This window comes from Bacillota bacterium, assembly GCA_009711825.1.
In the GTDB taxonomy this organism is placed as follows: Bacteria; Bacillota; Proteinivoracia; order UBA4975; family VEMY01; genus VEMY01.
The window spans coordinates 30991-43237 of sequence record VEMY01000013.1; the positions used below are offsets into that span (position 1 = coordinate 30991).

The following is a 12247-nucleotide window of genomic DNA, read 5'->3' on the forward strand; positions in this document are numbered from 1 at the left end:
AAAAACCGCCTCTGGGCGGTTTTCCTCAGTCGCACAAGGCCATGAGAAAGACAGGGTCTTTGCGATTACGATTTATTGTGTTTTCGGCTTGTTCCAGGATTGCCAATTGTTCTTCGCTGAGCTGGGCAAGGTTCAGTTTGTCTAATTTGCTTTTTGACACTGCGATCACCTCCACCATAATTTTATCCATATTTGTGGTCAATAATCGCAAAAAACAGCTTGGACCTGCGTAAATATTAGCTAAGGAAGGCAAGCTATAGAGAGATGAAGAGGAGGGTGTACATGGATTATATTCATCAAAAACTACCCAACGGCGTGTCATTGCACATGTTGCCAATGGACAATTATAAGACCACTTTTGCCGGGGTGTTTTTCTATTGGCCGTTGGGCGAGGACGTGGCCGAGACTGCCCTCATCCCCCATGTGCTCCAGCGGGGCACAGCCACCTACCCCACCGCCCGGGAACTGCGCAGCCGCCTGGCGGAACTTTACGGCAGCCAGTTCGGCGTCAATGTTCTGAAGCGGGGCGAGAACCTGGTGGTACAAATTAAGCTGCAATTGGTCAACGACCGTTACCTGCCGGAGACTTCTAATCTGCTGGAGGAGTGCAGCGATATCCTCCGGGAAGTGGTGCTGCACCCCTATCAGGAGCATCATCATTTCGCTCCCCGTTATGTCTCCGGGGAAAAGAAGAACATCCAGTCCCGAATCCGGTCGCTATTGAACGACAAGGGGCGCTTTGCCTTCCACCGCTGCCTGCAGCACCTCTGTCCCGACCGGGGCTACAGCAAAAGCAAGTACGGCACCTTGGACCAGGTGGAGGCCATAACCCCCGATACGCTCTGGGATCACTATCAGAAACTGATCAATCAGGCGCCGGTGGACATTTATATCTGCGGCCGCTACGACCATAATCGCGTGGTGGATACGATCTCCGAGCGCTTTAACTGGCAGCGGGAGCGCCAGGATGAGCCCTGGCGCAGCAAGCGGATTGAAGCCGGTGACCATCAGATAGTGCACGAGCGAATGGATATCAGCCAGGGCAAGCTGGTCCTAGCCCAGACCTCTGATGTAACCCAGGACTCTGACCTCTACCCCGCCCTGATCATGTATAACGGCATTTTGGGTGCCTATCCCCATTCCAAATTGTTCCAAAATGTCCGGGAGAGAAAGGGGCTGGCCTATTACATTGGTTCCAGTCTGGACAGCAGCATGGGACTGCAGTTCATCTCCGCTGGTATTGAAGCCCAGACCTTTAATGACGCCACATCGCTGATCCAGGAGCAGTTGGAGGCGATGGTCCAGGGCAAAATCAGCAAGGACGAGTTGGAATGGACCCGCTCCAGCCTCAAGACCGGTCTTTTGCAGATGTATGACGATCTCGGCGAGCAGGTTGCTTTGGCTGTGGATGGCCGCATCAGCGGTCGGCGCTGGACAATCGGCAAGCTGCTTGAGGCAATTTCCGGTTTGGGCATTAAAGATGTCACCGAAGTGGCCCGGCGCATGCATTTGCAGACCACATATTTTCTGTCCAACGGGGAGGTGGAATGATGGAATATACCTGCAAGAATTACCCGAAACTGGCGGAAAAGATTATCAGCGCTACCATGCCCAGTGGTTTACAATGCCTGTTCATACCCAAACCGGGGTTCAAGCGTAAGTTTGCTGTGTTGGCTACGCCCTATGGTTCGATAAACAGGGAAGTTCTCATTGACGGCCAGCCTTTCAAAACGCCGGCGGGCATTGCCCACTTTTTGGAGCATAAACTCTTTGAGGATCCCAATCACAGCATTGAAAATCGATTTGCGGCCCTGGGCGCCAGTGTCAACGCATACACCACCCACACCCAGACAGCGTACCTGTTTTCCACTGCCGAGAACTTCCAGGAGTGCCTAAACATCCTTTTGGATTTTGTCCAGAAGCCGGCCTTCACCGAGCAGGGCGTGATTGATGAACGGAGCATTATTGCCCAGGAAATCAAGATGTACAACGATCAGCCCAATTGGGCGGTGTACCTGGGGGCCCTGCAAAGCATGTATGGCGAGCATCCGGTGGCCGAGGATATCGCGGGCCAGGTGGAGGATTTGGAGCATATCGATTACGACCTGTTAAAAAAATGTCATCAGCTGTTCTATCATCCCGAGAGAATGGTGCTGGTGGTCTCGGGGGATCTGGATTTTAAGGAACTGTTTGCGATGATTGAGCAGAACCAGAAGACGAAGAAGTTTCCACCTCTGCCCAATCTAGAGCATAACATTCCCCGGGCCCAGATGACCGAATGTGCCGGTCCCAACAAATTTATGGAGGTGGCCCGTCCCCTGTTCAGTCTGGGAATCCGGGACAGGGAAGTGGATTCCAGCCAGGAGGCAATCAGGCGGGAACAAGTGGCAAGCCTGCTGCTGGAGGTCTTTATCGGAAAGAACTCCCCATTCTATAACCGCCTTTATGACGAGGGACTGATTGACGCCTCCTTTGGTGTCGAATACACCAGCACTCCCTGGTACAGTCACTTTATCTTCGGCGGTGAGTCAGACAATCCCCGGCAACTGGCCGATGAACTGCTGGCGGAGCTCAAGCGTTTGCAGGAGTGCGGGATCAACAGCCAGCTCTTTGAACAGAATTTAAAAAAACTAACCGGCCTCTCAATCATGGACCTCAACGGCCTGGAGTCAATTGTGATGGCCACTTCCAGCGATTGGTTGATGGACAGCAGTTATTTTGAACGCTTTGAACACCTGCGCAACATTAAGAAAGAGGATGTGGAGGCGCTACTGCACAGCCTGGATTTAGATAAATCCTGCCTCTCGGTGGTTAACCCCCTAAACAGCTAGCAAGCCCTGCGGGGCTTGTTGCGTTTCCTGGCGGGAGTGGTACACTGAAAATGGGAGGTGGAAATTTTGCGTCATATCTACGGTCCAGTTCATTCCCGGCGCCTGGGCAAGTCCCTGGGCGTGAATATCACCCCCGGCCGCGTTTGCAATTTGGACTGCATCTATTGCGAGGAGGCGCGCCCAACCGTGCTTCACACCCTGGAACGCAAAGAATACGCGCCTGCCCATCAGGTGATTGCCGAGATAAGAGAAGCGACTACGCCTGATCTGGACTACATCACCTTTTCCGGCTCCGGGGAACCGACACTACACTTGCGCCTGGGCGAAATCCTCCAGGCGCTGCAAGACATCCCCGTGCCCAAGGCGGTAATCACCAACTCGGGCCTTTTGCATCTGGCCACGGTGCGGGAGGAGTTGCAGGCCGCCGACCTGGTTGTGCCCTCTCTGGATGCTGTCAGCGAAGCGGTCTTCCAAAAGCTCAACCGGCCCTGCCCCCAGCTCAGCGCCAAAACAGTAATTGCCGGGTTACGGGAGTTTAGCGCTAATTATTCCGGCCAAATCTGGCTGGAGGTGCTGCTGGTCAAGGGTGTCAACGATAGTCCCGATGAGGTAAAGGAGATTGCCGGGGTGGCCAACACCCTTAAAATTGACAAAGTACAGTTAAACACCATCAGTCGGGCTACCACTGTTGCCGGTTGCCAGCCGGTATTGGCGGAAGCCCTCGCCAAATACGCTAACTTGTTTGCAGCGCCAACAGAAATATATACCTGAGTAGAACCAAATTCTTGGACCCGACGTCTTAAGGGTAGAAACAAAAAGGAGTGTGCCAAAATGAAAAAGGTGGCCCTGGTTTTGGCGGTAGCGTTGCTGTTGACGGGCTGCGCTGCGAGCGTAATCTTTGCCGATAATGACCAGGAATATAACTCCAGGGAAGTGCCTGTGCCCGGCGAGCTTACACCTGCACAGTTTGACCAGTTGCGGGAGCAGGACGTTTATGTCATGAGCGCGGGACCGGTGGACGGCAAGTTGCATGTAAATGTGCTGCGGCCCAATCAACAGGTGGTGCAGAAAGTTCAGGCAATCGTCGGCGAGGATGTCGTTATCACCGAGGCAGAAGAGTGGTTTGTTATCCGCGGTGAAATTACGAAGATAGTAAGCGATGACAACGACCGCGTAATTATTTTTGTCGAAAATGACGAGGAAAGTCCCGATGACAAAGCTTATATTCTCAAAAATGATTACACGATAATTGAGAAGCCCAGCATTCGCCACGGCCAGGAGGTAGCGAGGATATTAAGTGCCGATGAACTGGCGACAGGCCAGACTGTGGAAGTGCAGGGTGTCGGTGCCTTCTTACTATCCTATCCACCCAAGGGAAGCGTCGGGACAATAAGGTATTGTTGAGTAATTAAAACGCTTGGAAAGCTAAAGGGAGAGAGTCCGATGCGAATATGGTTGGCCCTGATTCTAGGCACAACACTGATACTTGCAGCTTGCGGACAAAATGCGCCTGCCCGGAACAATAAAAATATCAACCCCCCTGAACTTACCCAGCAACAACTTAACGAACTACGGGAGCAGGGAGTCCACGTGATGACAGCTTGGCCTGAAGGGGATACCTTGTATCTAAATGTCCTTGAACCCAGCCAACGGGCAGTAGCAAAGATTTATGAACTGACTGGTGAAAATGTTGTAATCATCAAGGAGGAGGCCCGGTTCTTTATCCGCGGGGAAATTACGGAAATAAACGACAGCGAAGACCGCCGCACTCTGCTCATCGAAAACGGAGATGTGGATAGCGAATATGATAAGGCCTACATCTCTGTCAACGAGTATACCAAAATCCTTGTGCCTAGAGAGCGTCATAGTCAGGAAGTTGCCGAGGCCCTGTGCCAGCAAGCACTGGAAACCGGGCAGCTTGTCGAAATTGCGATTGTCGGTCCGGTCGCTGAATCCTATCCGCCCCAGGCCGGCGCCGGGATAGTCAAAATTATTGACTAGCAGGTCCAGCCTGCTTTTTTTTTTGCAATAAGTCCATGTCGATTTTTTAGGATATAATCGCTGCTTTCTCGGATATAAATGCGCCAAACCTTGCAGTACAATGACAGTAAAATGAGAGGAGGATGATTTTGTGAAGAAACTACTGACTGTTTTATTTGCACTACTTATCGTTACCGTTGCTGCTTGTTCTTCCGATAATGGAGGGGAGAGCAATAAGCTGGTTCTTTACACCTCTACTGCTGATGACAACCTTGCTGTTATGATTCCTGCCTTCGAAGAGGAATATGGTATCGAGGTTGAAGTTGTAACTGCCGGTACAGGTGAAATCTATTCACGAATCCAGGCAGAGACTAACAACCCCTATGCAGATGTTACCTGGATCGGAGAATACTACGTGGTCAGCGATACTTCCTATTTCGAAGAGTATGTCTCCCCCGAAGACGAGTTCATGGGTGATTTTAAAAACACGTCCGGTTATGTGACTCTGACAGGGTATAATGTCCCGGTAATTCTCTATAACAAAAATTTAGTTGATTTTGAGATTACCAGTTATGAAGATTTGCTACATCCTGACCTGTTTGGAAAGATTGCCATGGGCAATGCTGCCGCTTCTTCCTCTGCCTATAACCATTTGGAAAATATGCTGCTGGCTATGGGCAATGGCGATCCGTTTGATGAGGCCGCCTGGCAGTATGTCGAGGACTTCTACCGACAGCTGGACGGAAGAATCGTTGATAGCTCCGGGACTATTCATTCTGGTGTTGTCTCCGGTGAATATGCCGTTGGTATGACTTGGGATACCCCCGCTCAAACCTATCTCTCAGAAGGAATCGAGCATATCGGCGTTGTGTATATGGATGAAGGGGTTGTTCCTAAAACCGCGGGAATTGCTGTAATCAAGGACGCCAAAAACATGGAAAACGCAAAACGGTTTGCCGATTTTATGGCCAGTGAATACGGACAATCTCTGCTTGGAACAGAAGTTACTGGCGCCAACCCGCTTCGGCCGGGTGTAGACATCGCTGACTATAAGCAGGACATCAATGAGGTCAAAACAATCCAGATTACCAGCGAATGGTCTGCGGAGCAACAGCCTGATATTATTGATCGCTACACCGATCTTTACCTTTCTATCTTTGAGTAGAAGCTGAGTTTGAAAAATTAATCTAACTTATTTCTAATCGTTAAAACGCTATAAAAAATGAGGAATCGAATGTAGAAATTCAATTCCTCATTTTAAATAGGAGGAGACTTGATGAGTGTAACCATTAAAATTAACAATGCCGTTAAGCGTTATGGCAATGACACAGTTATTCCCGACTTATCATTAACAGTTAAAGAGGGCGAATTCTTTACCTTACTGGGACCCAGTGGTTGCGGAAAAACCACGCTTCTACGGATGATTGCCGGATTCAACACAATTGAAGGCGGAGAGTTTTACTTTAACGATAAATTAATCAACAATCTTGCTCCGCGGGTTCGCAATATCGGGATGGTTTTTCAAAACTACGCTATTTTCCCTCATATGAGCACTGCCAAGAATGTCGGTTTTGGCCTCAAACAAAGAAAAGTCAAAAACCCTGAACTCTCGCAGCGCGTTGACGAAATTCTCGACGTTGTGCAGATTTCCAATCTCAAGGACAGAATGCCCGCCAATATGAGCGGCGGACAGCAACAGCGTATCGCTCTGGCCAGGGCAATTGTTATTCAGCCTGATGTGCTTTTAATGGACGAACCCCTGTCCAACCTGGATGCTAAATTACGTGTAGAAATGCGTTCTGCAATTAAGCAGATTCAAAACCAATACAAGATAACTACCATTTATGTAACCCATGATCAAGAAGAGGCCCTGGCGATGTCTGATCGTATTGCAGTTATGCAGGCGGGTGAGATTCAGCAGGTGGGTACTCCAATTGAAATTTATAATCGCCCGGCTAATTTGTTTACCGCCACCTTTATCGGTCAAACCAATCTGCTTGACGGTGTGCTGACAAGTAAGACAGGAGATTTACTGATTCGTCTGCATGATGGAACAATGGTGCGTCCAGCACAGTTGAGCAGTGATTCTTCTGAGGGTCAACAGGTGTCTGTGAGCGTACGCCCGCACGGATTTAAGTTTGCAGCTTCGGGACTTAGGGGCAAAATTGTTGAAAGTACGTTCTTGGGGAGCATTAGCAAATATACTGTTGAATTAGATAACAAGCAATTGGTCCAGGTGGTAAATGAAGCAGGCGAAAAAATTCTACCGGCTGGTGAAGAAGTACACCTGGGTTTTGAGGCCAACGACGCTAACGTCTTTGATGTCGATACAGAAGTTTCCTTGATGAAGGATGTGCGGCTAAGTGAAACGGCTTAAAGTTGATGGCTGGACTCTGGTTACTCTGGTCTGTTTTGCTTTCTTCGCTTTTTTCTTTCTGTATCCGGCCTCCCGGGTGTTTGTCAACAGCATCTATGACTTTGAGACTCAATCTTTTACCCTGGAAAAATTTAGATACTTGCTATCTACACCCTATTACACCAATACGATTATCAATAGCGCCAAGGTAACTGCATCGGTAACAATTCTGTCTGTTCTTGCCGGTACAACCCTAGCCTATATCTCCCGGACTGTAAAGATCCGTTATAAGAGCTTCATGGATATCGCGATTATCATTTCAGTACTCTCACCACCGTTTATCGGCGCTTATGCCTGGATTGTACTATTAGGCAGGGCGGGCGTTATCACAAAGTTGTTAAACTCCCTTTTCGATGTCCAATTAGGCGGAATTTACGGGTTTTATGGAATCATGCTTGTATTTTCACTGAAGATGATCCCACTTGTGTACCTCTATGTTTCCGGGGCGCTCAAAAACATGGATAATTCATTGAATGAGGCAGCGGAAAGCCTTGGGTCTGTCGGCTTGACGAAAATCAGGCAGATTGTACTTCCTCTGATTTTGCCAACGATGTTGGCCACAGGCCTGCTTGTTTTTATGCGGGTATTGGCCGACTTTGGCACACCGATGTTAATTGGAGAAGGATATCGCACCTTGCCGGTTCTGATTTATAACTCATTCCTCGGCGAAGTTGGCCGGGATGAAGCGTTTGCAGCCGCGCTCAGTGTAACCATAGTTATATTTACAACAGTGGTCTTCCTGCTTCAGCAGTATATAGCCAATCGTAAAACCATAGAAATGTCAGCTATGCGTCCAATGGAGCCTCGTAAAGTTACCGGCTGGCGGAACATTGCTTCACATGCTTATGCCTATACATGTGTTTTCTTGGCTATCCTGCCGCTGTTTGTGGTTTTTATCAACTCATTTAGAAACACACGTGGAACAATATTTGTGGAAGGATTTTCCTTGAATAGCTACCAAAGAGCGTTTAGCGCTATGGGCAATGCTATCCAGAACACTTTTGTTTTCTCGTCGATTGCAATTGTCCTGATTGTCATCATCGGCGTAGTAATTGCTTATACCGCTGTGAGGCGGAAGAGCATGTTGACAAACGTGTTGGACACTATTACAATGTTCCCCTATATTATCCCCGGTTCTGTTCTCGGGATTTCATTGCTCCTTGCCTTTAATAATCGACCGTTTCTGCTTAGTGGCACATCGCTTATCATTATTGTTGCATACGTGATACGTAGACTGCCCTATACCATTCGCAGCAGTAGTGCTATCCTCAAGCAGATCAACCTCAGTGTTGAAGAAGCTTCTTTGAGCCTGGGCGCCAATCAATTTAAGACATTCTTCGGAGTAACGTTACCGATCATGTTCCCGGGAGTCCTGGCTGGAGCATTGATGAGCTGGATTACAATCATTAGTGAGTTAAGTGCATCAATCCTGCTTTATGTTGGAGGCACAAGAACAATGACGATTGCTATCTACACTGAAGTCATCAGGGGTAATTTCGGGGTTGCCAGTGCACTGTCAACCATCCTGATTACGTTTACAATTATTATCTTGCTGCTGTTCTTCAAGCTAACGGGTAAGCGGGAGATTAACCTCTAAGCACAACCCCATTTAGTTATACTATAAGTATCAATTGAGGGGGGACAGTATGGAGAATAGTGTTTTTCCCTACCATAAGGCTATCCAAAAAACATTATTCAAGACGGCTTTAATCCCAATCGTTTTATGGGGTATAAGTTTGATGATTGTCACCCCTCTTTTACTTGCTTTTGTGATGGATTTACAGAATCAAAAAAGCAGCAATGCCATCGCCATCGCTGGCGGCCAGTTTGCACGCTGCTGAAGTGGGAATTAACCAGTTGAGCGCCGACGAGGATGTGCTTAACTTTCTCCGGACCGGCGAAAATGCTTCTACTGTCTACAGCCGGTTGTACCAACTCCGAAATCAGCAGGACTTCAACGCATATTTCCGGCTGTTTAGCAATGATGGAAAATTTGAAGCAAAACATCGTCACCCTTCTTTTCAGGGAATTGGCGATAGCTTCCTCAAATACCGGTTGGGAGTTCATGAGGGAGTGATTGATCATCTGTCCCCCCTGGATGATGGCGCCATCTACTCGTTATCAAAAACCATTCGCGAAGATGGAGAAATCCTCGGTTATCTTACTTTTAACTTTTCTGTAAATGACATTAATGACTTTTTGCAGACCAAGGGTTCAAACTATGTTCTCGTCAATCGAAATAACCGGGTTATCCTCAGCGATAATTCGTTTTTCCGCACAATGACCCGTCTCAACAACGAACCCCTCTTGGACAGTAGGATAAGCAGAATCGGCAACAGATATTTTATGCTGAATGAACGGCCGCTAGGCTTTTCCGGCCTGACGATTTACGGGGTTTCCTCTTTTGATGTGATTGGATCACTGATAGTCATTGAGCTGGTAGCTTTTATAGTCATGCTTGCTTTTATGGTTTATTTCTTGCGTAGAATCAGTAGCTCCGCGGCGAAAACAAGCTTGAAAACCTTTGATGAGTTATTTATTTCCTTAAAACATTACCGGGAAAATAACAAGCTTTTGTATCTGGAAGTTGAAAATGAAGACATGAAGCCCTTTGTTCAGCAATATAATAATCTTTTGACGGTAGTTGAAGACTTGCTGGTCAAAAATATAGAGCTGGAGAAACAGTCAAATATCGCTGAGATTAAACAATTGCAGTCTCAATTCAACCCGCATTTCATGTTCAACATCCTGGACACAATTAAATATATGATCTCGATAGATCCCGATAAGGCCTACAGTATGATTATTAAGTTGTCCAGGCTGCTCCGTTATTCTCTGGACTACAGCGATAACAGCATGGCAATTTTGGCCCAGGATCTTGTGTACATTAAAGACTATCTTAAGCTGCAACGGGTTCGCTTAGGCAAACAGTTTACCTACGAAATCATTGCGCCAGACAAAGAGCTCTACAAAGTACCCAAGTTAGTTATCCAGCCAATGGTGGAAAACAGCATCAATCATGGTTATGTACAAGGCCAAGAGTTTAAGCTACGGATAGAAATTAAGGCCGTCAATGACCAACTGATTATTATTATTGAAGACAATGGCGCCGGCATACCAAAAGGACAACTGAAACAAATTCGGAGCAATCTGAAAACGCTAAAAGAAGACTACCGTCATGTCGGGATAATGAACAGTCACAAGCGCATTCGTCTCTTGTTCGGCGAGCCCTATGGCATCAAAATTAGCAGCGAGGAAAATGTCGGCACGAAGATTGTCATGACACTGAAAGCAGTAAGGGTGTGAATCTAATGTACAAAATTCTAATAGTCGAAGATGAGCATATCCTGCGCAAAGGATTTAAGACTTCGCTGGACTTCGCGGAACTGAACTGCACAATTTGTGCAGAAGCACAAAACGGGCAGGAAGGGCTGGAGAAAATCCGCCAGTGTAAACCAGACATTGTGTTTACAGACTTGCGGATGCCGGTAATGGATGGTCTCGAAATGCTTCGGCTCTCTAAAGAGCAGGAAGGATATGAAGCAGTAATTCTCACGGGCTATGAAGAGTTCAATTACGCTAAAGAAGCAATCTCGTTGGGAGTCGTAGATTATCTCCTAAAACCAATTGACCGCCGGGAGTTAATAGAAGTCATCAAGAAGACCGTGGCAAAGATTGAAGATACATCTAATAACACAGAAGACGAAGAGATTGTTAGGCAGTTCATCGACATACCTGTCTTCAAGTCCCCGTATACCAAGGGATGCTATGAATATATTCGCGACCATTATCCGGAAAAGATTAAGATCTCCGATATTGCTGACAATCTGGAAGTATCGGTAGACTACCTGAACCGGGTATTCAAGAAAGAGACATCGATGACAATAAACAAGTTCCTCATCCGCTATCGCATCGCCCAGGCCTGCGTGCTGATGAAGCAGAACAACGACCGGGTCTATGAGGTTGCCGAGCAGGTCGGGTTCAATGAATACAAGTATTTTTATGAAGTGTTCACCAAATACGTGGGGATTTCTCCAACTCAATATAAAAAGGAAGCTATGGACAACAAGGAAGATACAAACAATTGATGAAAACAATACCTTTCTATCTTTAAAGTATGCTAAAATCGTTGTAATACTTAAAGGGGGCAGATAACATGTCCGAACATAATTTGATGTCTGGCTACTTCAAGGACGAAGAACAGCTTGCAAAGGAAAAAGAAATGAGCGAAAATCCTGATACGCCAGAGACCGCAAATGCAGGGCCTGTTTCATTACTAAAATTTTTTTCATACGTCTGGCTGGCCGTAAGCATTCTAGGTGGCATCGGTTCATTTGCTTCCGGATACATAGTTTCTGGACTTATTGTTATCGCTCAGGGGCTGCTTTTTTACGCCATTTTGATGGTTATTGCGATTATCGCAAATACCCTTTTGGATATAAAACAAGATCTGCAAAAACTGATTCCAAATCAAGAAGAGGAGTAAGCTCATCTAGATCTGTTGGCTAAACAAAATCATCAAGAAATGTAGCAAATGAAGCAAAAAATAACAAAAAAAGTAGTCAACGCTGCACTTGAAAAAGGTCGGTTTATATGCTACAATTTCTGTTGTGCCGAAGTGGCGGAATTGGCAGACGCACTTGACTCAAAATCAAGCGCCCTCTGGGTGTGGGAGTTCGAGTCTCCCCTTCGGCACCAAATATATAAGACTTCTCGGGTTTTGACATGAACCCGAGATTTTTGTTATTTAGGCTAAATATCCAAACCGTATCTAAACCCGATTGGAGGCGAGATAGAAATTGAAAATACTTAAGGTCGTTTTGGGATTAATTACTCAAGTTTCGCACACCCAAAACCCTGCTGACCTCCTGAAGTAACTAGGTAAGTCAGCATTAAATTGGCCATAAAGCTCCCTAATGTGCTCCTGATTTAGTCTAGCCCTGCTCATGACATATACAGCGAATAGGCTGACCAATAATTGAAGAGCAGCAGTGAATGTTATGTCTTGCAGCTCATCGCA

12 protein-coding genes and 1 tRNA gene are annotated in these 12247 nt (G+C 47.0%); all 13 read left to right on the forward strand.

Translation table 11 applies throughout. The annotated features are described in order from the left end of the window. The first annotated feature begins 264 nt into the window (after positions 1-264). The 13 genes from FH749_06360 (at position 265) to FH749_06420 (ending at position 11925) form a co-directional block, all read left to right on the forward strand. A complete protein-coding gene (locus FH749_06360) occupies positions 265-1551 on the forward strand; it encodes an insulinase family protein (protein ID MTI95098.1) in 1287 nt (428 codons plus the stop codon). Beyond that, positions 1548-2831, forward strand: a complete 1284-nt coding sequence (locus FH749_06365; protein MTI95099.1) for an insulinase family protein — start codon at positions 1548-1550, stop codon at positions 2829-2831. The genes FH749_06360 and FH749_06365 overlap by 4 nt, the downstream gene beginning before the upstream one ends. 57 nt (positions 2832-2888) lie before the next feature. Continuing rightward, the gene (locus FH749_06370; GenBank protein MTI95100.1) at positions 2889-3602 is read left to right on the forward strand and encodes a radical SAM protein; all 714 of its coding nucleotides are present in this window, start codon (positions 2889-2891) and stop codon (positions 3600-3602) included. 60 nt (positions 3603-3662) lie between these two features. Then, a complete protein-coding gene (locus FH749_06375) occupies positions 3663-4235 on the forward strand; it encodes a hypothetical protein (GenBank protein ID MTI95101.1) in 573 nt (190 codons plus the stop codon). A gap of 39 nt (positions 4236-4274) precedes the next feature. After that, positions 4275-4832 carry a hypothetical protein gene (locus FH749_06380; protein ID MTI95102.1) on the forward strand — a complete coding sequence of 186 codons (558 nt, stop codon included), beginning with the start codon at positions 4275-4277 and terminating at the stop codon, positions 4830-4832. Positions 4833-4962: 130 nt separating this feature from the next. After that, a complete protein-coding gene (locus FH749_06385) occupies positions 4963-5976 on the forward strand; it encodes an extracellular solute-binding protein (GenBank protein MTI95103.1) in 1014 nt (337 codons plus the stop codon). A gap of 111 nt (positions 5977-6087) precedes the next feature. Beyond that, positions 6088-7188 (forward strand): ABC transporter ATP-binding protein, encoded by a 1101-nt coding sequence (locus FH749_06390; GenBank protein ID MTI95104.1) that lies wholly within the window; start codon positions 6088-6090, stop codon positions 7186-7188. Further along, complete coding sequence (locus FH749_06395; GenBank protein MTI95105.1) at positions 7175-8824, forward strand: iron ABC transporter permease; 1650 nt, start codon at positions 7175-7177, stop codon at positions 8822-8824. The genes FH749_06390 and FH749_06395 overlap by 14 nt, the downstream gene beginning before the upstream one ends. Before the next feature lie 49 nt (positions 8825-8873). Beyond that, positions 8874-9068, forward strand: coding sequence for a hypothetical protein (locus FH749_06400; GenBank protein MTI95106.1), 195 nt, complete (start codon positions 8874-8876; stop codon positions 9066-9068). Then, a complete protein-coding gene (locus tag FH749_06405; protein ID MTI95107.1) occupies positions 9028-10533 on the forward strand; it encodes a hypothetical protein in 1506 nt (501 codons plus the stop codon). Before FH749_06400 ends, FH749_06405 begins: the two co-directional genes overlap by 41 nt. A 5-nt stretch (positions 10534-10538) precedes the next feature. After that, positions 10539-11315: a response regulator gene (locus FH749_06410; GenBank protein ID MTI95108.1), complete on the forward strand. Its 777-nt coding sequence runs from the start codon at positions 10539-10541 to the stop codon at positions 11313-11315. A gap of 68 nt (positions 11316-11383) precedes the next feature. Continuing rightward, positions 11384-11713, forward strand: coding sequence for a hypothetical protein (locus FH749_06415; GenBank protein MTI95109.1), 330 nt, complete (start codon positions 11384-11386; stop codon positions 11711-11713). Positions 11714-11839: 126 nt separating this feature from the next. After that, positions 11840-11925, forward strand: a tRNA-Leu gene (locus tag FH749_06420). Positions 11926-12247: the final 322 nt, after the last annotated feature.